Annotated in this window: 26 protein-coding genes; 8 read left to right on the forward strand and 18 right to left on the reverse strand. The window is 54.5% G+C overall.

Annotated elements, in window-relative coordinates:
- Nucleotides 1–107 precede the first annotated feature (107 nt).
- The gene (locus tag VGJ94_03065) at nt 108–1,658 is read left to right on the forward strand and encodes a sigma 54-interacting transcriptional regulator (GenBank protein ID HEY3275576.1); all 1,551 of its coding nucleotides are present in this window, start codon (nt 108–110) and stop codon (nt 1,656–1,658) included.
- A 414-nt stretch (nt 1,659–2,072) separates the two neighbouring features.
- Nucleotides 2,073–2,843, forward strand: coding sequence for a radical SAM protein (locus VGJ94_03070; GenBank protein ID HEY3275577.1), 771 nt, complete (start codon nt 2,073–2,075; stop codon nt 2,841–2,843).
- Between the two features lie 107 nt (nt 2,844–2,950).
- Here VGJ94_03070 and VGJ94_03075 read toward each other — a convergent pair whose 3' ends face one another.
- The 3 genes from VGJ94_03075 to VGJ94_03085 all read right to left on the reverse strand — a co-directional run bounded on the left by VGJ94_03075 (nt 2,951) and on the right by VGJ94_03085 (nt 4,835).
- Nucleotides 2,951–3,811, reverse strand: coding sequence for a hypothetical protein (locus VGJ94_03075; protein ID HEY3275578.1), 861 nt, complete (start codon nt 3,809–3,811; stop codon nt 2,951–2,953).
- Between the two features lie 305 nt (nt 3,812–4,116).
- Nucleotides 4,117–4,326 carry a hypothetical protein gene (locus tag VGJ94_03080; GenBank protein ID HEY3275579.1) on the reverse strand — a complete coding sequence of 70 codons (210 nt, stop codon included), beginning with the start codon at nt 4,324–4,326 and terminating at the stop codon, nt 4,117–4,119.
- Nucleotides 4,327–4,496: 170 nt separating this feature from the next.
- A complete protein-coding gene (locus VGJ94_03085; protein ID HEY3275580.1) occupies nt 4,497–4,835 on the reverse strand; it encodes a hypothetical protein in 339 nt (112 codons plus the stop codon).
- 225 nt (nt 4,836–5,060) lie between these two features.
- Between VGJ94_03085 and VGJ94_03090 the strand changes: the two genes are divergently transcribed.
- On the forward strand, nt 5,061–6,041 hold the full coding sequence (locus VGJ94_03090) for a hypothetical protein (GenBank protein ID HEY3275581.1): 981 nt from the start codon (nt 5,061–5,063) through the stop codon (nt 6,039–6,041).
- A gap of 3 nt (nt 6,042–6,044) precedes the next feature.
- Nucleotides 6,045–6,872 carry a site-2 protease family protein gene (locus tag VGJ94_03095; GenBank protein HEY3275582.1) on the forward strand — a complete coding sequence of 276 codons (828 nt, stop codon included), beginning with the start codon at nt 6,045–6,047 and terminating at the stop codon, nt 6,870–6,872.
- 547 nt (nt 6,873–7,419) lie between these two features.
- Here the strand turns inward: VGJ94_03095 and VGJ94_03100 are convergent.
- The 9 genes from VGJ94_03100 to thrS all read right to left on the reverse strand — a co-directional run bounded on the left by VGJ94_03100 (nt 7,420) and on the right by thrS (nt 14,997).
- A complete protein-coding gene (locus VGJ94_03100; GenBank protein HEY3275583.1) occupies nt 7,420–8,037 on the reverse strand; it encodes a hypothetical protein in 618 nt (205 codons plus the stop codon).
- 1 nt (nt 8,038) lies between these two features.
- Nucleotides 8,039–8,347, reverse strand: coding sequence for a MerR family transcriptional regulator (locus tag VGJ94_03105; protein HEY3275584.1), 309 nt, complete (start codon nt 8,345–8,347; stop codon nt 8,039–8,041).
- A gap of 6 nt (nt 8,348–8,353) precedes the next feature.
- Entirely contained in the window at nt 8,354–8,641 is a 288-nt protein-coding gene (locus tag VGJ94_03110; protein ID HEY3275585.1) for an integration host factor subunit alpha, read from the reverse strand.
- A gap of 12 nt (nt 8,642–8,653) precedes the next feature.
- Entirely contained in the window at nt 8,654–11,038 is a 2,385-nt protein-coding gene (gene pheT / locus VGJ94_03115; protein HEY3275586.1) for a phenylalanine--tRNA ligase subunit beta, read from the reverse strand.
- 9 nt (nt 11,039–11,047) lie between these two features.
- Entirely contained in the window at nt 11,048–12,058 is a 1,011-nt protein-coding gene (locus tag VGJ94_03120) for a phenylalanine--tRNA ligase subunit alpha (GenBank protein ID HEY3275587.1), read from the reverse strand.
- A 99-nt stretch (nt 12,059–12,157) separates the two neighbouring features.
- A complete protein-coding gene (gene rplT, locus VGJ94_03125; GenBank protein HEY3275588.1) occupies nt 12,158–12,529 on the reverse strand; it encodes a 50S ribosomal protein L20 in 372 nt (123 codons plus the stop codon).
- Between the two features lie 20 nt (nt 12,530–12,549).
- Complete coding sequence (rpmI, locus tag VGJ94_03130; GenBank protein HEY3275589.1) at nt 12,550–12,747, reverse strand: 50S ribosomal protein L35; 198 nt, start codon at nt 12,745–12,747, stop codon at nt 12,550–12,552.
- Nucleotides 12,748–12,760: 13 nt separating this feature from the next.
- A complete protein-coding gene (gene infC / locus VGJ94_03135; GenBank protein HEY3275590.1) occupies nt 12,761–13,285 on the reverse strand; it encodes a translation initiation factor IF-3 in 525 nt (174 codons plus the stop codon).
- On the reverse strand, nt 13,282–14,997 hold the full coding sequence (gene thrS / locus VGJ94_03140) for a threonine--tRNA ligase (protein ID HEY3275591.1): 1,716 nt from the start codon (nt 14,995–14,997) through the stop codon (nt 13,282–13,284). The genes infC and thrS overlap by 4 nt, the downstream gene beginning before the upstream one ends.
- A 248-nt stretch (nt 14,998–15,245) precedes the next feature.
- Between thrS and VGJ94_03145 the strand changes: the two genes are divergently transcribed.
- The 4 genes from VGJ94_03145 (at nt 15,246) to VGJ94_03160 (ending at nt 18,463) form a co-directional block, all read left to right on the forward strand.
- On the forward strand, nt 15,246–16,031 hold the full coding sequence (locus tag VGJ94_03145) for a hypothetical protein (protein ID HEY3275592.1): 786 nt from the start codon (nt 15,246–15,248) through the stop codon (nt 16,029–16,031).
- A 237-nt stretch (nt 16,032–16,268) separates the two neighbouring features.
- On the forward strand, nt 16,269–16,601 hold the full coding sequence (locus tag VGJ94_03150; protein HEY3275593.1) for a hypothetical protein: 333 nt from the start codon (nt 16,269–16,271) through the stop codon (nt 16,599–16,601).
- Between the two features lie 191 nt (nt 16,602–16,792).
- Nucleotides 16,793–16,993 carry a cold-shock protein gene (locus VGJ94_03155; GenBank protein ID HEY3275594.1) on the forward strand — a complete coding sequence of 67 codons (201 nt, stop codon included), beginning with the start codon at nt 16,793–16,795 and terminating at the stop codon, nt 16,991–16,993.
- 198 nt (nt 16,994–17,191) lie between these two features.
- Nucleotides 17,192–18,463 (forward strand): dicarboxylate/amino acid:cation symporter, encoded by a 1,272-nt coding sequence (locus tag VGJ94_03160; GenBank protein ID HEY3275595.1) that lies wholly within the window; start codon nt 17,192–17,194, stop codon nt 18,461–18,463.
- Between the two features lie 282 nt (nt 18,464–18,745).
- Here the strand turns inward: VGJ94_03160 and VGJ94_03165 are convergent, their stop codons facing one another.
- Genes VGJ94_03165 through VGJ94_03190 form a run of 6 tightly spaced genes read right to left on the reverse strand, consistent with a single transcriptional unit; the run spans nt 18,746 to nt 23,818 of the window.
- Entirely contained in the window at nt 18,746–19,507 is a 762-nt protein-coding gene (locus VGJ94_03165; protein HEY3275596.1) for a hypothetical protein, read from the reverse strand.
- Nucleotides 19,504–20,061 carry a GspMb/PilO family protein gene (locus VGJ94_03170; protein HEY3275597.1) on the reverse strand — a complete coding sequence of 186 codons (558 nt, stop codon included), beginning with the start codon at nt 20,059–20,061 and terminating at the stop codon, nt 19,504–19,506. Before VGJ94_03170 ends, VGJ94_03165 begins: the two co-directional genes overlap by 4 nt.
- Nucleotides 20,042–21,592 (reverse strand): PilN domain-containing protein, encoded by a 1,551-nt coding sequence (locus VGJ94_03175; protein ID HEY3275598.1) that lies wholly within the window; start codon nt 21,590–21,592, stop codon nt 20,042–20,044. Before VGJ94_03175 ends, VGJ94_03170 begins: the two co-directional genes overlap by 20 nt.
- A 48-nt stretch (nt 21,593–21,640) precedes the next feature.
- A complete protein-coding gene (locus tag VGJ94_03180) occupies nt 21,641–22,681 on the reverse strand; it encodes a helix-hairpin-helix domain-containing protein (GenBank protein HEY3275599.1) in 1,041 nt (346 codons plus the stop codon).
- Nucleotides 22,671–23,399 carry a prepilin-type N-terminal cleavage/methylation domain-containing protein gene (locus VGJ94_03185; protein ID HEY3275600.1) on the reverse strand — a complete coding sequence of 243 codons (729 nt, stop codon included), beginning with the start codon at nt 23,397–23,399 and terminating at the stop codon, nt 22,671–22,673. The genes VGJ94_03180 and VGJ94_03185 overlap by 11 nt, the downstream gene beginning before the upstream one ends.
- Complete coding sequence (locus VGJ94_03190; GenBank protein ID HEY3275601.1) at nt 23,396–23,818, reverse strand: prepilin-type N-terminal cleavage/methylation domain-containing protein; 423 nt, start codon at nt 23,816–23,818, stop codon at nt 23,396–23,398. The genes VGJ94_03185 and VGJ94_03190 overlap by 4 nt, the downstream gene beginning before the upstream one ends.
- Nucleotides 23,819–23,822: the final 4 nt, after the last annotated feature.

Here is a 23,822-nt window from a genome sequence, read left to right on the forward strand (position 1 = left end):
GAATCGAGAGAAGAGCCATAATGCGAAATATGGTCGAAATGCAGTGCCATATATGGTATGTCAGTAAGTGGAATGTCAAATATCGCATTTGCCTTTTCTTCGGAGGAATGATGATCAACGAGCTCGATTTCTTCAACCAGGCGACCCTTCGCATCTGCAGCAGCCTCGATATCGATGAGGTGGCCCAGGAATGCCTCGATTACCTGGAGAATTACATCCCCCTCGACGGGGTCACCATGAGCTACTACGACGAGAAGAGCAAATCTGTGGTCATGATGGCCATCAAAACACGGATTCCCCTCAACACGCAGGTGAAAGTCATACCCATCTCTCCGGAAGGGCAGCAGGATTTTAAGACAACAAAGAGCGTCGTCATGATCCACAATAACCCGGAGCAGTACCCCGTGCCCCGGGCGGTGTGGCAGGCCCTCGGGCTGATGGAGAAATCGAGCATCGTGCTCTTTACGTGGTCGAAGGGGCGCCGGCTGGGACAGGTAGGCTTCTTCGTGCGCGGGCGCAACCGATATACGGAAGAGCACACTCGCCTCATCAAGCTGCTTCACCGGCCTTTTTCCATAGCGATGGCAAACGCCCTGCAATACCAGAAGATCGTGAACATGAAAGAGCTTTTTTCCGCGGACATCCGGCGGCTGCGCCACGAGCTGAAACAGATCTCCGGCGCCGAGGTCATCGGTGCGGACGGCGGGCTGCACAATGTGATGGAGGTGATCTCCCAAGTCGCGCCTTTGACGACCCAGGTACTCCTCCTTGGTGAGACCGGGGCGGGAAAGGAAATCATTGCCAACAGGATTCACCTTTCCTCGCCCCGCAGGGACGGCCCCTTCATAAAGATCAACTGCGGAGCCATTCCGGAGGGACTGATCGACAGCGAGCTCTTCGGACACGAGAGAGGCGCCTTTACCGGGGCTGTTTCCCAGAAGCCGGGCCGCTTCGAGCGCGCCCACAGGGGCACGATCTTTCTCGACGAGATAGGAGACCTGCCCGCATCGGCCCAGGTGAGGCTTCTTAGGGTGTTGCAGGAGAAAGAGATAGAGCGCGTGGGAGGTTCAAATCCGATAAAAATAGACGTCCGCGTCATTGCCGCGACCCACTGCGACCTCGAGACACTGGTACGGCAGGGAGTATTCAGGGAGGACCTCTGGTTCCGGCTCAGCGTGTTCCCCATCAAGATCCCGCCGCTTCGGGAAAGAAAGTCCGACATACCGATGCTGATCTATTATTTTGTGATGAACAAGTCGCGGGAGCTCAACCTCAGGATCAATCCGGAGCTTGCCCCGGGAGCCATGGAACGTCTCGTCGCCTACGATTGGCCGGGGAACGTGCGGGAGCTGCAGAATATCGTGGAGCGGGCCCTGATCCGCGCCCAAATTACGGACCCTTCGCAGCCTCTCAGGTTCGACGAGCTTTCCCTCGCGGCGGGCGACGCGAAGCAGGACATCCTGCCCGAAACAGACGGGACATTTTCTACCCTGGACCAGGCGATGAAAGGGCATATCGAAAAGGCCCTTCACATCACGAAGGGAAGAGTTCAGGGTAAGGGCGGAGCGGCAGAGCTTCTGGGAATAAATGCAAACACCTTGAGGCACCGGATGCGCCAACTGGAGATACCTTTCGGCAAAGGGCAGAAGAACGCGTAAAGAGCAGATTAAGGCCCTTCGCTTTTTCGCCTTCCCTCTTCCCTTCCGGGGAGGGGTTGTGCCGACGGTGGATACCTTATTATTCAATATCTTGGGCGACAACGAGATTATTCACTCACCCGCAAAGCGCGACCGGCCATGCGCCTGCCAATGACCCATGTACCCGAGGTTTCGAAGAGCGCCTTGTCACGGCCATTTGTTCCTCCACGGTCTTTAATTATGGACAGATTATCATGGGGGAAAGGAACATGGACTCGTCGTATATATGAGGGCAAATTTTTGCAAGAGGATGGCCTTCGGGAGTGCAGGACCGGACGCGGAGGCCGAACCTTCCCTCCAGGGATCGTGCCATGGCGGAAAATGGGTGAATGTGGTAAAATAAGCCCATCGCGATTGTCGCGATATTCCCTCAGCATGCAAGAAATTATCCGAAAAAGCCTATTATACCGGACCGCCGTCGAGTATGGCGATTACACCATCAACCATGTGAGTGGGTGCGGCCACGGCTGCACCTATCCCTGCTATGCATTTATGATGGCGAAGCGCTTCGGCAAGGTCAAAGCCTATGACGAATGGTGCAAGCCCAAGATTGTCGGCAATGCCCTCGATCTGCTCGACAGGGAACTCCCGAGGCTTAAGCATAGGATACGGTATGTCCACCTCTGCTTTTCCACCGATCCGTTTATGAGGGGCTATGATGAGGTGACCCGCCTTTCCCTCGAGATAATTGCCCGGTTAAATGCCAATGGGATCAGGGTCACCACCCTGACGAAGGGACTATATCCTGCGGCGCTTTCAGACAAGGGCTTTCTCCGGAATAACGAATACGGCATAACCCTGGTTTCTCTCGCGGAAACACACCGGGAGAAATATGAGCCCTATGCCGCCTCCTGCATGGAGAGGATCGAGCGCCTCAAGGCCCTGCACGACGCGGGCCTCCGGACGTGGGTCAGCATCGAGCCTTACCCGACTCCGAATATTATCGGGCAGGACCTGACGCAATTGTTGGCCGAAATCGATTTTGTAGACAGGATCGTATTCGGACGCCTCAATTATAGTAAAGAAGTCGGTCTTTACGGCGATTCTGCCGGTTTTTACAATAGATGTGCAATGGAGGTAAGGCAATTTTGCCGCGACCACGGAATAGAAGCCTATATCAAGCGGAAAACTGCCGCGCAGAAATAAGAGGTCTTCTCCCGGTTATCGATACAAATAGGGGGTGAATACCCCGTGCTCAACGAGACATCCACCCCGGTACAACCGCTGCAAGATGAACAAAGATGGGGGCGTTTTCACGTCACGGGGATCCTCCTTCCTTCGGGAGCTTTTGCCTCCCGCCCGGGCTTTGCCTGAATCGATACCAGCTCGAGATCTTTCTCGTAACCCGGGGCTACCGCCTCCCAGGCGAACTCATAAAGGCTGCCTCGTCCCGGTCCGTAACCGATGCCTCCCTCCGGTAACCCGGCCCCCGAACGTTTACCTGAGAATGTTATCTCGTTCGTGACAAAATCCCAGAACGGTTCTTTGACGCGCATCAGCGTGAAGAGGGGGGCCATGTCCTTCTCCGCCACAATTGAGACCAATTCGCCTTCCTGTTTTTGCACTTTCAGGTTCCCGTGGGGATCGGCCAGGCGGTCGAACACTGTATTTGCCGGCCCGGTCAATACCATGGCGGCTGCTTCCGAATCGGCCAAAAACAGCGTGGTACTGCCGGACCTCACGACCCTGTCCACCACCGTATAATCCCTGCTCCATCGGTTGATCCGTGCCAGTTCCCGCACTGCTTCCGCGATCTCGGCCTTATTTTCGATCTCATCCACGAAACATTCCATGGCGTCGAAACAGAAGGCGCCCTGACAGGCGAATGTGAGCGCAGCCGTGCTTTGTGCGGGCAATGGAGCCTCTTCTATGGATGCACTCGATTCGCAGAGAAGATTCGCGTCCGACCGATAAGAAAAATCCATCGGCTCAAGACCCTTGCGAACCTTGATTTTCACCCCAACTTTCTCCAACGAGGTAAGGCGGTGAAAAAAGTGGCCGTCTTCTTTTCGCCCGATATCGCCCAGTTGGGGAGATAGGCCCGGAAGCCATGCGGCAAAATAGTTAAACTTGCGATACATCTCTTTTACATAATGGTGACCGACATTTGGCATGATACCCTCCTTCGTTTTTTAGATTGCAAGGTATGAAGAGCGGCGGATGACTGGAGAGCCCACTGCGTGGTCTGACGACAGAAGAATAAAGGTAAGCTGGGAAACTGCAATCTGGTTTTAGGGACTATAAGTCTCCGGGGGAAACCTGTCAATGAGGTTAGTACTGCCTTTTTGCTGCGAGATTATCTATCGGGAAGAATGACCTCTCGTCCCCTCGACTGACAGGGTCGTTTAAAAGACCCTTTCGGCCCTAAATCCCTGTAATGATATTATTTGCCGCAGCCATGACCGGAAAAAGGTGATTTTCAGGAAAGCTCACGCCCGTCCCGCACAGAGCCATGATAGGGTCTTTGCTGTGAAAAGTTCTTACATCGCCTGCAAATCGTTTTTATTCTCCCTTTCGCTTTTTCCATCAACATCCCATATCGTTCGGCCGCATGGAGCAGTATCGTCACCTCGCCATTGCACTTGTGGGTAAAGATGTTCTCGCAATTGGCAAAACCATACTCGTTCATACACCACCTCTTGGTAAATCGTTGAATAAAACCCTTATCGGCTGTTCAGATCTAAAGAGTATAAGAAATCGAATCACTCCCTACACCGTCCGAACATGGAACAGTTACCGTAGTGAAAACCTAAGGACTTTCTTTTCTGATTTCAACCGGTCGTCACAAATATTCTTACTTCAGCCCGGCCTGTTGAGAAACTCTTCCACCTTTCCGTTCCACTGGGGGAGGGTTTGGGCGATGGTCTCCCACACCTGTTTCGCGTCCACGCCATCGAAGGCGCCTGTGCTACGGTTCCATGTGCCGGTCAGGGCATTCCAGTCGAGAGGTCCCAGCTCCCGTCGCACCTGAGCGGGAAGCCAGGCCCACCTTTCCTTCATAATCAACAACCGTTCGACTGCGGATTTCAACGTCTTGGGGTCAGCGGTAAATTTTTCGTAGGGCAGGCCGCCGAATTCCCCGGTCAAGGTCCCGATAAGCTTGTTGATGTCGTAAAGGTATAGTTTTTCAGCTCTCATACTCTCACCTCTTTTTGGGGCTATAGGACCCCGCACACCCCCTGTGTCCGGCGCCCTGACTGTCTCTAATCGAAAAGTAATCCGCCGGCTATTTATTATCAAGGGCAGGGCGACCAATAGTCTCCCGTCCCGGAGCGGGCCTTTCCTTGAAAAAATCGAGCCGGTATAGTAATCTAGCTGAGCGAGGGACTTATCGGCCCCGACTAATTCGTCATGACGCACAATGTGAAAGAAACCCATCAGGGAAATGAAGTCATTATCGCAGTGGGCTCCAAAGATACTGCGGCGGAGGATATCCATATCCTTTCACACGAGTGGTCCAAGTACCCTGAGGTGGATATTGCCGCAGGGAAGGATATCAAGGCCAGGGTGGTCGAGCATGCCTCCGCCTTATTCCTCAACCCCGACCTCGTGCTCGTCCTCGTAGACCCCGACCGGGAGACGCTCCACGACGTAAAAAAGCAGATCCTTTCACTTAAGGAGCGGGCCCATGTGATCGTCTATCTCACCGCGCCGGCCCCGGCGGGACACCGGCTCATCGAGGGGAAGACCATTGTCCTCGAGCAGAAGAAAGAGCGGCGCATCGAGGAGAGGGTCCGGGCATTCATCAGAAAACACGACAAAAAGATGACCCACCAGGCCCTCCAGCTCCTGACCAACCGGATAAAAGACGAATCGATCCTGGAAATGGAGCTCGAGAAGCTCGTCACCTACGTGGGCGAGCGGGGCGAGATCCGCTCCAAGGATATCCTTGCCGTGGGCACCGAAACCCACGAGGAGAGCCTCATCACCCTCTTCGACGCCTACGCGCGTAAGGACACGTTGGGCGCCCTCGCCATATTCGAGAACCTCCTCTCCAACGGGCTGCCGGTCCTCGCGGTCCACAGTTTCCTCACCAAGCAGATACGCCTTCTCCTCCACGCCAAGGACATGGAGGAGATATTCGCTGCAAGCTCCGAGTTCGGGGTTTTTTCGAAGCCTTTTACCAAATGGAAGGACGGCATGGAGATAAAACCCCTGGAGAAGAAGCAGTACCTGCCCTTCCAAAAACCTTATTACGCCTTCAACCTTTCGAAGACGAGCCGGAAGATATCGAAAAGGGAGCTCATCGCCTTTCTCGATATGCTGGCGGCCCTCGATTTGAGTATAAAGAGGGGCAGCAAATTCGACCGGGTCCGTCTCGAAGAGGGGTTGATCGGCTCATAACCCATGGTCCTCAAGGTCATCCTTTTTCTCCTCACCTGTGCTTCCACCTATTTCGTGCAGGGCTTCGCTTACAGTGTGGCCCTTATGGCCATACTTCTCTCCCACGAGATGGGCCACTACTTTATGACCATGAGGTACGGCATACCCGCCACCCTCCCCTATTTCATCCCCTTTCCCCTTTCTCCCTTCGGCACCTTCGGGGCGATCATAAAGATGAAAGGTGTGGTCACGGACAAAAGGGCGCTCTTCGATATCGGTGTTGCAGGCCCCCTTTCGGGATTTATAGTCGCCATCCCCTTCATCGTGCTAGGCATAAAGTGGTCTACGGTGCGGGCCATCACCCCTGATATGGATGGATTTATCCAATTGGGAGACCCCATGATGTTCAGGCTCCTCGAAAGCCTGCTCGTGGGACCCATACCCGCCGGTCACGACCTGGTGCTCCACCCTTTCGGATACGCGGGATGGGTGGGCCTCTTCGTCACCGCCTTAAACCTTCTGCCCGTCGGCCAGCTCGACGGCGGCCACATCCTCTACGCCCTCTTCGGCCAACGAAGCAAGTGGGTCTTCATGGCCGTAATCTTCGCCCTCGCCGCAACCGCCATCCTCTACAATCCCGGCTGGCTCCTCCTCGTAGTCCTCCTCCTCATCTTCGGCATGCGCCACCCCCAGCCCACAGACGCCTCCACTCCGCTCGACAAAAGAAGAAAGCTCTTCGCCCTGGTGATCCTCCTAATATTCCTCCTCTCTTTCACCCCCGCCCCCTTTCCGGAAACCACCTTCGATAAAATTTTCGAGCCCGAGCCCGCCACCGAGAAAATAGAAGTGTAGATTAAAGGCAGTCTCTAGTCTCTAGTCTCTAGTCTCTAGTCAAACAATAAGGTAAAAGTCTTCGAGCTGCGCGAGCGAAAAAGGAGGTTTTTGTTAGCTTTTGCGGATTGGCTAAACCATGTGAGTCGTGACGGGCTGTATTCTTTCGCTCAGCTAGGCGACTAGGAAAAGCGAAAGAAAGTCCGCCCATGGCGACAGCACATAAGCGTGAATTGGAAGTGGGAACTGTGAGGAATATTCCAGCGTGATGTAGCTCGCACAGCGAGCGAGAGGGGGAGGCTCGGTCGGCTTTTGCCGAGCGAGGGGGCGACGTGAGCCCCCTTAAATTGCACGTCGAGGAGAGGGACGACGCGGGCAACGACGCTGTGCGGAAGAAGACAGGGCGGCCACAGAGCGAAATAGAGTTCGCTCCTCCCGATCGCACACCAGCGGATATCGAAACATGTAAATTATTGGAATTGTCCTAGCGTGATGTAACTCGCACAGCAAGCGAGAGGGGGAGGCTCGTTCGGCTTATGCCGAGCGAGGGGGCGACGCAAGCCCCCTTTTATTGGAAGACGGGGGTGTAGTGGGTGGGGGGCCCCATGTTCAGGCTTGCGATTACTTCCGAGTCGGAGACGGTCTCCGCGAAGCTTTTGTTGCCGTTCCTGATGTTTTGCAGGTCGTCATTGCTCAGGTAGAGGATGACGTATTCTATGAAGCCGCCTGCTTCCTTGCATTGAGAATAGTCGCGTACGGGCCAGAAGATCCCTAATGCCAGGCCTTCGGCGCCGCTTTTCTCGATCTCTTCTTTTTTCGCATAGGCCAGGTATTTTTCGGCGTAGGCGCCTACGACCTTGGAGAACCTCTGCTCTGGCTTGGTGGAGGCCTCGTCGAAGACGATTTCGGAGGGCCTTACGCTGACCATGAGGTAGTAATGGGGTACATCGACCTCGTCTTTCAGGGTGGTAAAACCGATCCCTTCTTTATAGACGTCTATTTTTGCCCTTGTGAGGCGGGTATATATCTCATGAAGGAGGGGCTTGTTCTTTTCATGGAGGGTCCTGAGCTGGGCTTCCGCGTAGGTGGTCTTTATGCCTTCCTGCTCGTTCTTCGCCATTTGTACGGGTCCCGCGGCGCAGGAGAGGACGGACAAGGAGAGAAGGATCGGGATGAGAAATTTCATGTCATACTCCTTTTTTTAGGATCTCCACGATCTGGATCAGCTCGTCCCTGATCTCGTCGAGGATGTGGCGATCGGTCAGGTACTTCTTTGCCCCGTCGATGGTAAACCTTTTTTCATAGAGAAGTTTCTTGATGGCGATGATTGCGTCCAGGTCTTTTCGCTTATAGAGCCGCTGTCCCTTCGAGCTCTTGGCGGGTCTGATATCCTTGAATTCCTGTTCCCAGTACCGGAGCACATGAGGTTTCAGGCCCGTTATAAGGCATACCTCCTTGATCCGGTAGAACATCCTTTCAGGGATATTTTCACGCATTTTTTATCATTTTCTGCTTCTGCTATTTATCTCATCCTTAAGAACCTGGCTCAGCCGGAAATTGAGCACCTTTCGCTCCGATATCTCTATCTCTTCCCCTGTCTGGGGGTTTCTGCCTCTTCTGGCCTTCTTCTGTTTCACGATAAAATTGCCAAAGCCCGATATTTTTACGTTTTCCCCATCGGCGAGTGTCTTCTTTATCGATTCGAAGAAGGCATCCACGATATTTGCACACTCCCTTCTGGAAAATCCGAGTTTCTCATATAAATTAGTTACGATTTCTAATTTTGTCATGCTCCATCCTCCTTACGTTCTCAACGTGACGCCGTTTATATTAGTAAGCTCTCTTATGATCCGCTCCTGCAGCTCATTCACGGTCTCGTCCGTGAGCGTATCTTCCAGGGATTGGAAGATTACCCTGAGCGCAATGGACCGCATCTCCTTCTTAAATACATCGAATATCCCCACATGACGTATGAGGGGGGAAACTTTCTTGATGATCTCCACGAGATCCGCCACCGGGACCGAATCTTCGGCGAGGAACGAAAAGTCTCTCGATGCCTGGGGATACCGGGGTATGGGACTATATTGCACCCGGGCCGGTCCTCTCGCGAGCATTATATCAAATCTCAATTCCCCGCAGTAGACTTTTTGCTCGATCTCATAGGATGCGGCCACCTCGTCCTTCAGTTCGCCTATCCACCCCGCGTTCATGCCGTTATCGAGGATCACATCTCCTGCCCGGCTCGCATTCAGAAAAGGCTGGCTGCTTCTTACGAGGGTGAAGCCGATGCCGAAGCGCGCGAGAAGCCCTTCAAGCACCCCCTTCAAATCAAAAAAATCATCCTCCGCGACAGGCTCCCTCCAGTAATAGTCCCTCTCCTTACCGGTCATGACAAAGGAGATGGAAGGGTGTTCGCGGGGCAGGTCTTTGCCGGGGTCCGGAATAAAGACCTTTCCCGTCTCGAAAAACCTGAGGTTTTTTGAGCCCCTGTTGATATTATATCCCACCGCCTTCAGGATGCCCGGAGTGATGAGGGTCCTCATTACGGCATAATCCTTGGCCAGGGGGTTCATGATGGGGACGTAGGAGGCCCTCTCGTCCGTAGGGGGCAAAAGGAAATTGGCGATATCGGCGACGCCCGAGAAGCTGAAGTTTATGAGCTCGTAAAAACCGGCGGCGATGAGGTATTCTTTTACCTTCGCCCCATAGCGCTCGGTATCACTTATTTTCGGAGGTTGGACGGTGATGACGGGCATGGTGGCGGGAATGCGGTCGTATCCGTAGATGCGGGCCACTTCCTCTATCAGGTCCGCATATTCCACGATATCATGCCTGAAGGGCGGGATGGAGACGGTAATCTTCCCCTGGGCCTCTTCGAGGACAAAGACATCGATCGATTTCAGGGCGCTTATCACCTGGTGCTGCTCTATGGGCGTCCCCACGATCTCGTTTATCCGTGCGAAGCTCAAGGTGATGGTCCTCTTTTCACTCCGCTCGTAGACCTCCTGCTTTCCCTTTACCACGGCGCCGCCGGAGATGGTGTGCATGAGGTAGATCGCCCTCTCGGCCGCGAGATCGGTGGTATCGATATCGATACCCTTCTCGAACCTCAGGGATGCTTCCGATTTGAGCCCAAGCCTTCTGGCGGTCCTTCTGATATAGAGGGGGTTGAAAAAGGCGCTTTCCAACGCGACGTTCGTGGTATTCGCGCTGATCTCCGAATTCTCGCCGCCCATGATGCCTGCCACGGCAACCGGGCCCTCGCCGTCACATATGAGGATGTCGCCGGCGAATAGGTCGCGGTCCTGACCGTCCAGGGTCCTGAACTTCATGGCGTCTTGCGCGACCCTCACATCGATTCGTGTGCCCCTGATCTTGTCGTAATCGAAAGAGTGGAGAGGCTGGCCGAGCTCGAGCATGATATAATTGGTCACATCGACAATGGAATTGATGGGCCTCATGCCCGATTTTATGATTCTGTTGCGCATCCAGAAAGGCGAAGGCACGATGGAGATGCCCTTCAGCATCATGAGCACATAGCGGGGACAGGCGGCGAGGTCGTGGATCTGAAGGGAGATATGATCCTTCACGTTCCCTTCCCCGGAGTCGATCTTGAAGAGCGGCAGCTTCGCCCGCTGTTTCAGGATGCTTCCCACTTCCCTGGCTATGCCGTAGATGGAAAGGCAGTCGCCCCTGTTGGGGGGCACGCTCACGTCGAGCACCGTGTCCCGGATACCGGGCTGGTCCGCGAGTGCCTGGCCGATCACGAATTCTTCCGGCAGGATGAAGATGCCGCTATGGTCGTCGGAAATGGTGAGCTCCTTTTCCGAACAGAGCATGCCTTCCGACTCTATGCCCCTGACTGGCCTTTTTTCAATCAGGAAGTCGCCCTGGAGCCGGGCGCCCACAGTAGCCACGGGGACCTTGTCCCCAACCTTGATATTACTTGCGCCGCAGACGATCGAGAGGGCGTCGCCCCCTGCATCCACTTTGCATAGAGTCAGCTTGTCCGCTTTCGGGTGCTTCTCCATGTGGACGATCCTTCCCACCTTCACGCCTTCGAAGGAAGGAACGATCTCCTCCACGGACTCTACTTCAAGGCCCCTCATGGTAAGCCTTGACGCCACCTCATGGGGACCCATCTCGATTACCACAAACTCCTTCAGCCACTCGAACGGGATTCTCACGATCTTACCTCAGAACTGGGAAAGAAATCTGATGTCATGGTAGTAAAACTGCCTGATGTCGTCTATTCCAAATTTCAGCATGGCAATCCTCTCGACCCCCATCCCGAAGGCGAAGCCGCTCACCTCTTCGGGATCGTAGCCCACGCCCCGGAGCACCTGGGGATGGACCACACCGGAACCAAGTATCTCGAGCCACCCCGTCTCTTTGCAGAGCCTGCACCCTTTGCCCTTACAGATGACGCACCCTATGTCTATCTCCGCGGAGGGCTCGGTAAAGGGAAAATAGCTCGGCCTGAACCTGACGGGCGTCTCCGCCCCGAATATCTCCTGGATAAAAAGGGTGAGAATGCCTTTCAGATCGGAAAACCTTACTCCCTTGTCCACCATGAGCCCCTCCACCTGATGAAACATGGGGGTATGGGAGACGTCCTGATCGCATCGATAGACGGAGCCGGGTGAGATAATCCTCACGGGAGGCAACTGGGACTCCATCACGCGCACCTGCATGGGCGACGTATGGGTGCGAAGCACCACCCCCGGCTTTACGTAAAAGGTATCCTGCATGTCCCGCGCAGGATGGTCCTGGGGAATATTCAGGGCCTCGAAATTGTAGTATTCGGTCTCGATATTCGGCCCTTCGGCCACGGAGAAGCCGAGAGAGGAGAAGATGCGGACGATCTCATCGAAGGTCTGGGTTATGGGATGTTTCCTGCCCACCACAGGCTGCTTGCCGGGCATGGTGATATCGATCCACGACCGTGCCTGCTGCCTCGCCTTCTCTTCCTCCACGAATTGGCTCTCGATCCCGGAGAGCCTCGCCTCTGCGCCTACCTTTAGGTTGTTGATCTCTTTTCCGAAGACCTTCCGCTCTTCTTTATCGAGGGATTTCAGCCCTTCCAGGTACTCCGCGAAGAGACCTTTTCTTCCCAGGAGGGAGAGTTTGAGGTTCTTGAGGTCTTCAATAGTCCGAATAGACGATATTCCGCCTTCGACCTTCTCACTCAACTCTTCTATATTCAAGATTCACCTTTCACGTAGAAAACGGGCAGGACCCGCCTGCCGACAAAAAATCCGGAAGTTGACGGGGCCTCATACGAGCGTCTCTCTTCCGGATTCCGATCATGCTGACGGCTGCGCCACCATCACCTCTTTCACCTTCGTCACTACCTTCGCGAACCCGGAGGGATCGTTGATCGCCATATCGGCGAGGGACTTACGGTTAAGGTCTATACTGGCGGTCTTCAACCCGTTTATGAACCTGCTGTAGGTGATTCCGTAGGGTCTGCATGCCGCGTTGATCCTCACGATCCACAGGGCCCTGTAATCCCTTTTCCTCTGCTTCCTTCCGCTGTATGCGTACTTGAGCGCCTTGAAGACCGCGCGCTTGGCCACGCTATAGGTAGTCCTCCTGCTCTCATACATACCCCTCGCCAGCTTAAGGATCTTCTTCCTTCTTCTTCTCGCTTTTACTCCACGTTTTGCCCTTGGCATGTTCTACTCCTCAAAAATTATTATAGGTAAGGTATGAGTGACCTGATCCGTTTCGCATCGGTGGAATGGACCGTGTCGGGCTTGGACAGCCGTGCCTTCTCTTTCGGTGACTTGGAAGAGAGGAGGTGGCTATGGTACGCCTTTGACCTCTTTATCTTTCCCTTTGCGGTGATCTTCACCCGCTTTGCTAATCCTCTGTGCGTCTTTACCTTCGGCATCTAAAATCCTCCTCTATATCGGAGCGAATACCATCACGATATTCCTTCCGTCGAATCTCGGCTTCTGTTCCAGGTCTCCTATATCCTTCAAAGATTCTATAATCCTTTGGGCCATCTTCTCCCCCATATCTACATGGAGAACTTCTCTGCCCTTAAACATTATAATGATCTTCACCTTATCTCCCGCTTCAAGAAAATCCCGGATATGCTTGATCTTGAACTGGAGATCGTGTTCTTCGATCTTGAGACCGAGCTTCATTTCCTTGAGCTGGATTATGGTCTGCTTCTTCTTCGCTTCCTGCGTCTTCTTCGCAGTCTGGTACTTGAATTTCCCGTAATCCATGATCTTGCACACAGGGGGAACTGCGGACGGTGAGACTTCCACCAGGTCCAGTTCCTGCTCTTTCGCCATCCTCATGGCGTCCAGCGTGGGAACTACACCCATCTGGGTCCCGTTTGCGTCGATCAGCCGCACTTCCCGTGACTTGATCTTCTCGTTGATATTGGCGTCTTTACTGTCCTTTGCTATGGAGCTCACCTCCTGGAGATATTTTCTTCCCTGATCCTGTCTATAAAATCTTTTATTTCAATATTCCTGAGTTCTTCGCCATCGCGGAGACGGACGGTGATAACCCCTGCTTCCATCTCTTTTTTGCCCGCGATCACCATGTAAGGTACCTTTTTTACCGTGGCCTCTCTTACTTTAAGACCGAGCTTCTCGTTGCGCACGTCCATCTCCACCCGGATCCCCTCGTCGATCATCCGGTCATAGAGGGATTTTATATAGCCTTGCTGGTCGTCGGTAATATTCATGAGCACCGCCTGGACAGGCGAGAGCCACACAGGGAAACGGCCGCCGTAATGCTCGATGAGGACGCCGATGAACCGCTCCAGTGCGCCGAGGATCACCCTGTGGAGCATGACGGGCCGCTTGCGCTTGCCGTCGCTGTCTACGTAATGGAGGTCGAACCGCTCGGGCAGGGCAAAGTCGCACTGTATGGTGGCGCACTGCCACTTCCTGCCGATGGCGTCTTTCAATTTAATGTCGATCTTGGGTCCGTAAAAGGCGCCGTCCCCTTCATTGATATCATAAGGCAGGCCCTGGTCGTCGAGCACCTCTTTCAGGACCTTTTCCGCCTTGTCCCAGTCCTCGATGGAGCCTATGAATTTCTCCGGCCTCGTGCTGATCTCCATCTCGAACTCGAAATTGAAGATCTTCATCACGTCCTGGACAAATTTGATGATGGCCACGATCTCCTCATGGAGCTGATCCTGCCTGAGGAAGATATGGGCATCGTCCTGGGTGAACTCCCTCACCCTCATGAGGCCGTGGAGAACGCCCGATTTTTCATGCCTGCAGACCGTGCCGAGCTCGAAATATCTGAGGGGCAGGTCGCGATAGCTTCTGATCTTCGATTTATAGACCATGATATGGGCGACACAGTTCATCGGCTTTATGCCGTAATCGACCTCGTCCACCTTGGTAAAATACATGTTTTCGCGATAATTCTCGTAGTGGCCCGATTTTTTCCAGAGATCGACCTTGAGTATCTGGGGACCGACGACGAATTGATACCCCCTCTTCAGGTGCTCCTTCCTCTCGAAATCTTCGAGGAGGTACCTGAGAAGCGCGCCATTGGGGTGGTAAATGACCAGGCCCGCGCCCACCTCGTCGGAGAGGCTGAAAAGCTCCAGGTCCTTCCCCAGCCTCCGGTGGTCCCTCTTCTTCACCTCTTCGAGGAACTGGAGGTACTCTTTTAAAGAAGCCTCATCCGGGAAGGCGGTGGCGTAAATCCTCGTGAGCATCTTGTTTCGCTCGTCGCCTTTCCAGTATGCTCCCGCGAGACTCAGGAGCTTGAACGCCTTTATTTCACCCGTGGAAGCGAGATGGGGTCCCCTGCAGAGGTCCGTGTACCCTTCCTGGGTATAGGTGCTCACCTCGTCATCCTCAATGGATTCGAGAAGCTCCACCTTATATTTTTCGCCCATTTTGGCGAACATTTCCCGGGCTTCCTCCCGTTTTATCACTTTTCTGACGATAGGAAGGTTCCTCGCGGCAATCTGCCTCATCCGTTCCTCGATCTTCGGGAAATCCTCTTCCGTAAAGCCGGGGTCGTACTCGAAATCATAGTAAAATCCCGTCTCTATGGCGGGTCCGATCGCCACGAGGGCTTCGGGATAGAGCTCCTTCACCGCCTGGGCCATGAGGTGGGAGGCGCTATGTCGCAGTACTTCGAGGTCTTCTTTCATCGTTTCCGCTCTTCTCCGGTACTGATAAATAAAAGCACGCCGGACCTTAGGGTCAAATCAAGAGATATTATTACCATTTTTATCTTTCCCTTGTCAATTCTTATAGTTAACTCCGGCAAAAGAAAAATGGCGGTCTCGCCGGTTTTCCACGCCCCTGTCGGGCCCCGGGTCCTTGCCCCTCAAAAAAGCCTGTATTACAGTTATCGGAAAAGGCCGGGTTTTCGAAAGAGGCCGTGAAGGACAGGGAAATGAGAATCGGAATATTTTCCCGGGGGGCGCTCGCCGCATGGACGGTCATCCTCTGCCTCCTCGTCAGCCCCATTCATGCCATGACCCCGGACCAGATGCGCGAGCTGCCCGGGGGAGACCTCATCTCCTCAAACCCCGAGACCGTGTTCAGTCAATACGGCCTTCCCGCCGCCATCATCGATTTCGGCGTCATCAGCCGAAGACCGGTGAGGACCCTGCGGTGGGGCGGGAACACCATTCGGCTCACCGACGACGATTGGACCCTCATCTATTCCCGCGAAGGGGAAAAGAGGAAAGACCCGACGTACTGGATCAATCCGGGGCCGGTCATGCCCGAAAAGCTCGCGGGCCTCAAATCCCTCACCCTCTTCACCTACGGCAGGGAACGCATGGTAATCGAGAGGAGCCGCCGCACGAATAGGCTCGTGATGAGAATCCCCGCCAACCTCTTCGAGGCCCATATCGTCTACCAATTGATTGGCGTTCCCCTGGACCCTTTGACCTCTCCGGATATCGTAAAGATTTACGGAGCTCCCCAGGAGGAGGTTCGGGATAAAAGGGACCGTAGGGTCCTCAGATACCGGGTCGCCGAAAACCTGGCAGACTTCCCTCCCAATATCTACGTCGTCGATTTTACCTTTGAAGAGGGCGGAATGCTCGCAGACTACGGCATACAAGGCGTCAGCGTAGACCACGTGAGGGAAAAATACAGAAGACCGATTGAAAAGTTCAGGCCGGGCTGCGAGGAAGACGAACAAGGCAGAGGCTCGTGCTCCCCCATATGATCTCAAAAAAACCGATGGAATCATTATTTTTTATGCGGTGAAATTCCTTTTGCCGGAGGAGTCCGGCAACAATCCGACACCTCCTGTCTAAAGGGTGACTCTTTTTCGATGCCCGGGGCGCTGTCTTTTCCCTTTCCTTGAATTGGCCGCCTTTTAAGAAACGGCATCTATCTTGCTCGGTTTTTAATAAAGTTCTGAAAAGGGGGCTTTAACTATCGCAGTTTTCAGGAGGATCACATGGGAAGACGAGACACCACGATAACCGGAGTCATGACCCTCTCAGGCTCCTATCCGACCCCCGAGGCTTTTGCGAGCGGCCTCTTTTTCCCGTCTTTTCCCCGGTGTCTCAGGCCCGGCTGCGGCGAAGGGCATGCCGACGGCTCGCTGCCCTTAGAAGCTGATCCGCTGTGGGAAGGCCCCGATGAATCGACGACCCTGACGGGGGCGACGCCCCATAGTGCGTGCGAATTCGAGGATTTCTGCAATCGTGTATATGGGGCGGATCTTTTGTGCGATTGCGAAAAGGCATGGAAAAGAAGGGCGGGCCTTGTCCTGCCCACCCTCACGTGAGGGGTAAAATTAAAATATTAAAAAAAATTAAAAAATTATTTGCATTCGAATTATTTTTGTGTATACTAAGTGTTATAGAGAAGTATCGGAATATTCTGTTATTAGAGTACCACAGGAATTTTCTATTTTTGTAGTCCCTGTAACACAGTTCCGTATCCTTCCATTTTAAATTTCAGGAGGTAGTAGATAGCATGGCAAAAGGAACTGTGAAGTGGTTTAATGAGTCCAAGGGTTTCGGCTTTATCACGAAAGACGATGGCTCGGATGTATTCGTTCATTATTCTTCTATTCAGGGCAGCGGCTTCAAGTCTCTCTCCGAAGGCGACAGCGTAACCTTCGACGTCACGAGCGGCCCGAAAGGCCCCGCCGCAGCAAACGTAGTAAAGAGCTAAGCCTTTTACGGCGGGTTCGGTAAATCCGAACCCGCCATTTTTTTAATCTGCCGCAACGATAAGGGCATGCCCGTCTTCAGGGGACCTTCTTTTTTTCCTCCCCTTCCGACCTTTCCGGCAGCGATTCCCCCCTATATTAGGCTTTACATCACCCGCCGCCTCGCATAAAATAGATTCGATCACATGCACATACGGTAAATGCCGGCGTTATGCCACAGGGTTTCCCGGCACAAATGGGGGTTCGAGCTGACCGCTTTTCTGAGATCCTACGGGTTTTCCATCCTCTTGATACTCTCAATCTCTCTGGGCTCGCTCCTGGGGATTCTTTTCGGACCGAAAGCGGCAATCTGTAAGCCCTTCGGCGACATATTCCTGAACCTTCTCTTCACCGCCATCGTGCCCCTCGTCTTCTTCTCCATTTCGTCTTCGGTGGCCGCCATGTCCGATATGCGGCGCCTGGGCAGGATCATCGCCGCCATGCTGGCAGTCTTCATCCTTACCGGGATCATCGCATCGGCGCTGATGCTGGTCGGGGTAATCCTGTTTCCTCCCGCTCAGGGCCTCGCACTCGATCTGGGCGCGAAAGTGACGGTCGATCATTTCAAGGCGTCGGAGCAGATAGTCCGCGCCTTTACCGTCGTCGATTTTCACGAAATCCTTTCGAAGAAGAATATGCTCGCCCTCATTCTCTTTTCCATTCTCGTCGGGCTCGCGACCGCCTCTTCCGGACAGAAGGGCAGGGCCTTCTCCGATTTCCTCTCCTCAGGCAATCACGTGATGATGAGGCTCATCTCCTATATCATGTATTACGCCCCCATAGGATTGGGGGCCTATTTCGCTTATTTCATCGGCGTCAACGGCGCCCAGCTGGTGGGCTCCTATTTCCGGGCCATGGCGCTCTATTATCCCCTGGCCCTTCTCTATTTTTTCCTCGCCTTCTCCCTCTACGCCTACAGCGCGGGGCATCTGCCGGCAGTGCGAAGGTTCTGGAAAAATATCGCCTCTCCCGCCCTGACGGCGCTGGCCACCGGCAGCAGCATGGCAGCCATCCCTCTTAACCTGGAAGGGGCGCGTAAAATAGGGGTACCGGAAGACATCCGGGAGATCGTCATCCCCATTGGCGCCACCATCCACATGGACGGCTCCTGCCTGGCGGCGGTCCTCAAGATCGCCGTGCTTTTCGGCATCTTCAACCTCAACTTCTCGGGAACGGAGACAGTCCTCACCGCAATAGGCATCGCCCTGCTCACCGGCACGGTGGTAAGCGGCATCCCGGCGGGCGGCATCATCGGAGAGCTGCTGATCATCTCCCTTTATGGATTTCCCGTCGAAGCCTTCCCCCTTATCACCATGATCGGCACCCTGGTAGACCCCCCGGCGACCATGGTCAATTCAGCGGGCGACAACGTGGCGAGCATGATGGTGACGAGGATGGTGGAAGGAAAAGGGTGGATGAAGGAAAAGCCCTGAAACAATTTTCCCATAACAATTTCAAAAGGTATTATTATTGTGGAGAGCGCCCGCATATCAGGAAGATATCCGTAAGAGCAACGCCTGCATCCGGCAGGCCCTTCACGGGCGACGTCGGATGAACAGGGAAGAAAGATTTCACATTTTAAGCAAAGGGTCTTTTGATGGACCGGGTTACCGGCCGCCTCCAATTCCTCAGGCACGTCTTGTAAGGAAAGGGATCATGAAGAGGCGAGGGTTCTTCGCCGCCTTGCAAAAAAATCAGGAATAGCCAAAAGGGCCTTACTGACCCATGAGCCCGTCCCTGCGGCTCCGGGTCGGGAGCTTTTGCGGGGATTGGGAGCCCGGAAGAGCGCCCTGTCCGACAATGGGCGGAGGGGCAACCGGCTGAGCAGACGTCGGGGCGGGCCTCGGGGGAAAGGTGGGCTGGGCAGCAGGTCTCGCGGGCGCCGTCTGTCTTCCGGGCTGGGTTACGCTGCTTCCCGGAGGAGAGGTCCCGGGGGCGCCAGGGACGCCGCCTCCCCGCCCCTTTTTTTCCTGGGAGAGCTGGACCACCATAGTCTCGTCGCCTCTCAGGAGGACTATTTTATCCGCCTCGATCTCTCTCACCACAAAACCGCTCAATATATCCCCCTTCTTGACCGCCGTCTGGCGATTTCCCCTGCCGGGGGTGGTCTTGGGCGATTTCCTGTCCTCTATGTAGGCAATCGTGGCGCCGTCAGCGATAATCGTTCCGTACAGCACGAGGTCCGGCCTGGGAAGGGCCTGCTCGTCCGTCTTGAGGGGCGGGATTTTCCGCTCGGGATGGAAAAGGTTGTTCTCCCCTATCATGGCGTAATCGACGGGCGAGGGGGCAGGTGTTTTTTCCGCGGGGGCAGCCACCTCTGCCACAGGCTTCGGTTTGACCTGGGGCAGGGTAAATTTCGCTCCCATACGAAAAAGGGGAATGACGGCGAAGACAATGATCGCGATCACGGAGGCAAGGATGGCCAGGTTGAGGATATTTACGTTGGTATAGAGATAACGCAAAAACCGGATCATCATTTCCCACCCGTAAGCGCGGCCACCCGGAGCTTGACCATAAGCTCCCTCGGCTCCCTGAAATTTCTCACCCGTGAATCCATCTCTTTGATCACGATGTAAGGGGTCCTCGTCTCGATGCCGTAGATCACATCGGAAAGCGCCCTCGCGTCGGGCAGGACCACATCCATGGCAACATTCACTATTTTGAATTTACCGAGGTCCTCGGGCTTTTCCGCTCTCTCGCTCGTGATACTGCCTCCCTTGCCGGTGATTATGGTCTTCACCGTGTCGACCAGGGTATTTGCGGCAAGGGACGGGGTCTGGGCGTCTATGATTTTCGAATCTCCTTCCCTTCTCTTATCCTTGAGGGCCGCAAGGTTCGCCTCCAGGGACGGCTTCTCCGAAATGATGCTCATATATTTCTGAAGGGTCTTGATCTTCGTACGCTCCATATCCTTTATTGCCGCCATCTGCTCGCTCACCCTCTCGTAACCGTATTCATAGGCGGTAACGCAGAAGAGCACAAATATCAGAGGGACCGCCAGCTTTAAGATCCTACTCCTCTGTTGTTCCATTCTTTTCCTTTTCCTTTTCCTTTGTTACGGCAAAGCCTTCTATTTCCATTCTGATGACAAACCTGTCCGCATTGAGCCTCGTATCCCTGATGGTGGGAGAGGCAAATTCCACCTTTTTAAAGAATTTCGATTGCTCGAGCTTCGGCAGGATCTCCGATGCGGAGTTCGCGTAGCCCTCGATATCGGCGGTGGTCTCCGTGATCCTCGCCCGGGTCAGCCATACGGTTTTCGGAAGGTTGGTGGTAAGCTCCTTCAGGAGCACAAGGGCCATGGGTCGGGTTTCTTTAAAATCGTCGATGGCGGCCACTTCTTTACCGAAGGCAGCGACCTCCTTCTTCAGGGCTTCCACCTTCTTCACTTCGTCTTTTCTGATCGATATCTGCCGGTTAATCTCCTGGAGCCGTTTCTCTTCCCGTTGAAGGGGCAGGACCACATAGGGGACCCATGCGGCAAAGAGGAGAAGAATCAGGACCATGGTCATCGCCTTGGGCACATTCACTTTCCTGCGGACCCCTTTTCCCAGGATATTGAGCCCTTTTTGCCCGTCGAGCAAAGATTCCAGGGCCGCTCCCACCGCGGTATGAGAGATATCATCATCCATGGAAGGCACCTTCCGGCCGAAGTCTTTCCTGTCGAGTACGGTGACCGGCACATCGAGGAGATCGCCGAGGCCCGCGTCGGTCTTGTCCCGGGTGGAGACGAAGACCTGCGGTATGAGGCCCAGGCTCTTCGCAAGCTCGACGGACGGCCCGACAGCCCGCGCCATGGTTTCAGCTTTGCCGGCCGATTCCTGTTCTAAGAAGGCTCCTCCGAAAGCCTGGACTATCTCGTGGTTATGGATAAACCCGCCCTCATAGCCGAAGGGATCGATCTGGAGGCAGATGCAGTCCGCGGCCGGGTCGAGTTCGCTGCAAAGGGCGTTCAGGCCGGCGAGGTTGGTGCTCACCCGCTCCACTACCAGGTTCTCATTCCTCAGGGCTTCCAGGTATTGGTTCAGAAGGGCCGCTCTCGCCGCCACCACCAGAACGTCGAGCCTCCCCTCCTTTTCGCCCAGGATCTTAAAGTCATAATATGCGTCGTCGGCGCTTAAGGGGGTCAGCCTGTCGAGCTCGTATCCCATGACATCGATGATATTCTCTTTCACTGCGGCGGGAAGCTCGACCGTCCTGATTATGGCCCAGTCCCTGGGGATGCTCAGGGTGATTCCCACCCGTGAGGCCCTGAGCTCTTTGCCCGCCATGGCGAGGGTCGAGGCAAGCGCGTCGGGCCGGACATACTTTCCCTCTTCGAAGGTATATCTCCTGAAACCCTTGATCTTGAGCCTGCCCAGGAATTTCGATGCCGATACCACCCACACCGCTCCCCGCTCTATCGAGACGGAGAGCGACCTTCTCGGAATGATGACCCCATCCATCAGGCTGAAGGTGAGGAATTCCCACACCGGGGTCCACCATTTTCGAATCCTGTTCAAAAAATTGATCCTGTCCGCATAAAAACCGGACAGCCTTTGGATGACTTCCGTTCCTATCATCTGTCTCTTCCTGTAATTTTCATTCCCGGGGGCCCTTCATTCCTCTGCTCACCTTTTTTCGAGCGTAGAATCGCCGGTCGGCGCCTGCGTGATTCCCGAGGGGCTCTTATAATATATGCATCGGTACTTCCCCTCGCCTTGTATTTCGACGATGGCTTTCACTGAAAGCCCCTGGTGTCCGCCGGCCTTGAACCCCGTCGATTCAATATCATATATGCTCGCTTCGCTTGCCACGGTCACACGGTCGGAGACCGCCCTGAACGCTTCTCCCAGCGAAGTCTTCACCTGCTCGATATCTTTGATCTCCCCTGCGGCGCGCAGCGTGATGATCTGGTCCGCCATTTCCGGCGTCATGTTGGGCAGCGCCTGGAGCAGCTCTTTCGACGCATAATTGAGGTTGATCTTATCCGCTCCCGATTTCGTATATACGGTAATCACATTGATGAGCCCAGGCGTAGTCCCGTTGCCGTAGAGGATCTCCGGGGTCATTCCCTTTATGAGCAAGAACTCTTCCACCGACTCGAATTTTCCGTTTCGCGCCTTGTACGGGTTGGGCAGGCTCATGTAATACTCGTTTTCCGCTCCGTGGAGCCGGTGATTATCGTCCGTATCCATCCAATCGAGGACGGAATCGACTATAATGTCCGCCTGTTCTTTCGGTATTTTTCTGTTCACGAGCAGGTTGTTCAATATTATAGCGGACGTGTCGGACAAAAGGTTGACATTGAGCTTTGCCGATTCGTCGAGGACGGAGTAGACATAATAGTCATTTCCCAGCTTGCCCGTATATTTCGTGCCGTCGAGCTTCACTACCTCGCTGCCTTCCAGGGTTGCAGGCTGGTTCTTATACCACCCCTTGTAGAACATCTCCATGACCGCCCTCTGCATCCCGGCTTCGGCGATAAATTTCTTCTCCGCCCCTTCTTTGAAGAAAAGGGTCGCCTGGCTCTCGCTTTTCGTCATGAAGGTGAAGGAAAGGGCGATGACCATGAGGATGGTCATGACCCAGAGCACCATGAGGAGGGCTACGCCCTTTTCGGAGCCGAATATCGCCCCTGCCCCTCCGGGATTGCGCGATTCAGGCGCCATATGACTGCCTCCACCTGCCGGATATCCCGCCCAACGCCGCCAGGAGGACCGGCCTCATCTCCATGGACGCGGGCCCAAGACCGGCCTCGTTTTGCAGACCCTCCGACCTCATGGGCATAATGAGGGAGATAACCCTTTGGCCGCTTACGACCGACAATCTCACCTTAAGAGGGGTCTTCGTATCGTCGGCCCACTGGTCCACCCATTTCCCTGCCTCGTCCGTGGCCTCCTGGGAGAAATATTCGAATATTATCTGATCGAAACCTTTGAAAAGGGTCGTGGTCCGCTTGTTCGCCGCCCCCACGGGTGATTCGGCAGCCAAAAGGACCGCTTTGCCGTTTTCATCCGTCTGGACCCTGTATTCGGCGACCACATAGCCCCGTCTCCCGCCCCAGATCGAATAATTGGTCGCCATCCTGAGAAAATCGCGCCCACCTTCGAAATAGGGTCTTTTGTTGCCGAGATCGTCGTAGGTAAGGGGCACCGCGGATTGCACCTGGGCGTCGACGATGGTGAAAGAAGCCCTGAACCTCTCGAGGTTTTCTATCTTCTTTTCACCGCTCGCGATAGAACGGGTGCCGAGCCTCATGGCGCCGGCGATCACCACGATAATCGCCGCCACCATGGTGATCGCGATTATGACCTCGAGAAGGGTGAAGCCCTTGTCCGTCCCCTCGATCTTCCCCGTCTGCCGTCGCGTCGATAGCCGCGCCATCATGTCACCTTTTTCGGGATCATCTTGATGGTCCGCATAGTCATGACCTTTGTCCGGGAGTCTTTCACCCAGTAGATGGTGAGCATGACGTCGAGGAGCTGGACCTGGAGGTCCTTGGTCCTTTCCGGCAAGGCGGGCGCCACCACGACGTCGACCCTGTACCCTTCAGTGGTAGTCTCGCTCCACGCCTTTTCGGTAAGGGTTTCATCGTCGACGATCTCTCTCAACCTCGCCTGAGCCCGGATTGAGGCAGCCACGTAATCCTCCGAAGCCCTTACCGCCCTCAAATCAGCGGCAAAAAGCTGAAAGACGACGGTCACCGCCATGCCCAGGATAGCGAGCGCCACCAGGACCTCGAGGAGTGTGAACCCCTCCTCGGCCGGACGTCTATTTGTGTTATGGGAGGGATTATATAGTTTCATTTTC

The organism is Syntrophorhabdaceae bacterium, from assembly GCA_036504895.1.
Lineage (GTDB): Bacteria > Desulfobacterota > Syntrophorhabdia > Syntrophorhabdales > Syntrophorhabdaceae > PNOM01.

What these genes read in the sequence shown, in the direction of transcription:
- VGJ94_03095 (HEY3275582.1), top strand. Translation starts at nt 6,045, where the DNA reads ATGGTCCTCAAGGTCATCCTTTTTCTCCTCACCTGTGCTTCCACCTAT.
- VGJ94_03105 (HEY3275584.1), bottom strand. Translation starts at nt 8,347, where the DNA reads ATGCGTGAAAATATCCCTGAAAGGATGTTCTACCGGATCAAGGAGGTA.
- VGJ94_03170 (HEY3275597.1), bottom strand. Translation starts at nt 20,061, where the DNA reads ATGGAACAACAGAGGAGTAGGATCTTAAAGCTGGCGGTCCCTCTGATA.
- VGJ94_03155 (HEY3275594.1), top strand. Translation starts at nt 16,793, where the DNA reads ATGGCAAAAGGAACTGTGAAGTGGTTTAATGAGTCCAAGGGTTTCGGC.
- thrS (HEY3275591.1), bottom strand. Translation starts at nt 14,997, where the DNA reads ATGAAAGAAGACCTCGAAGTACTGCGACATAGCGCCTCCCACCTCATG.
- VGJ94_03180 (HEY3275599.1), bottom strand. Translation starts at nt 22,681, where the DNA reads ATGGCGCCTGAATCGCGCAATCCCGGAGGGGCAGGGGCGATATTCGGC.
- VGJ94_03160 (HEY3275595.1), top strand. Translation starts at nt 17,192, where the DNA reads ATGCCGGCGTTATGCCACAGGGTTTCCCGGCACAAATGGGGGTTCGAG.
- VGJ94_03190 (HEY3275601.1), bottom strand. Translation starts at nt 23,818, where the DNA reads ATGAAACTATATAATCCCTCCCATAACACAAATAGACGTCCGGCCGAG.
- VGJ94_03165 (HEY3275596.1), bottom strand. Translation starts at nt 19,507, where the DNA reads ATGATGATCCGGTTTTTGCGTTATCTCTATACCAACGTAAATATCCTC.
- VGJ94_03080 (HEY3275579.1), bottom strand. Translation starts at nt 4,326, where the DNA reads ATGAACGAGTATGGTTTTGCCAATTGCGAGAACATCTTTACCCACAAG.
- rpmI (HEY3275589.1), bottom strand. Translation starts at nt 12,747, where the DNA reads ATGCCGAAGGTAAAGACGCACAGAGGATTAGCAAAGCGGGTGAAGATC.
- VGJ94_03185 (HEY3275600.1), bottom strand. Translation starts at nt 23,399, where the DNA reads ATGATGGCGCGGCTATCGACGCGACGGCAGACGGGGAAGATCGAGGGG.
- VGJ94_03145 (HEY3275592.1), top strand. Translation starts at nt 15,246, where the DNA reads ATGAGAATCGGAATATTTTCCCGGGGGGCGCTCGCCGCATGGACGGTC.
- rplT (HEY3275588.1), bottom strand. Translation starts at nt 12,529, where the DNA reads ATGCCAAGGGCAAAACGTGGAGTAAAAGCGAGAAGAAGAAGGAAGAAG.
- VGJ94_03075 (HEY3275578.1), bottom strand. Translation starts at nt 3,811, where the DNA reads ATGCCAAATGTCGGTCACCATTATGTAAAAGAGATGTATCGCAAGTTT.
- VGJ94_03070 (HEY3275577.1), top strand. Translation starts at nt 2,073, where the DNA reads ATGCAAGAAATTATCCGAAAAAGCCTATTATACCGGACCGCCGTCGAG.
- VGJ94_03100 (HEY3275583.1), bottom strand. Translation starts at nt 8,037, where the DNA reads ATGAAATTTCTCATCCCGATCCTTCTCTCCTTGTCCGTCCTCTCCTGC.
- VGJ94_03065 (HEY3275576.1), top strand. Translation starts at nt 108, where the DNA reads ATGATGATCAACGAGCTCGATTTCTTCAACCAGGCGACCCTTCGCATC.
- VGJ94_03175 (HEY3275598.1), bottom strand. Translation starts at nt 21,592, where the DNA reads ATGATAGGAACGGAAGTCATCCAAAGGCTGTCCGGTTTTTATGCGGAC.
- VGJ94_03110 (HEY3275585.1), bottom strand. Translation starts at nt 8,641, where the DNA reads ATGACAAAATTAGAAATCGTAACTAATTTATATGAGAAACTCGGATTT.
- VGJ94_03150 (HEY3275593.1), top strand. Translation starts at nt 16,269, where the DNA reads ATGGGAAGACGAGACACCACGATAACCGGAGTCATGACCCTCTCAGGC.
- VGJ94_03085 (HEY3275580.1), bottom strand. Translation starts at nt 4,835, where the DNA reads ATGAGAGCTGAAAAACTATACCTTTACGACATCAACAAGCTTATCGGG.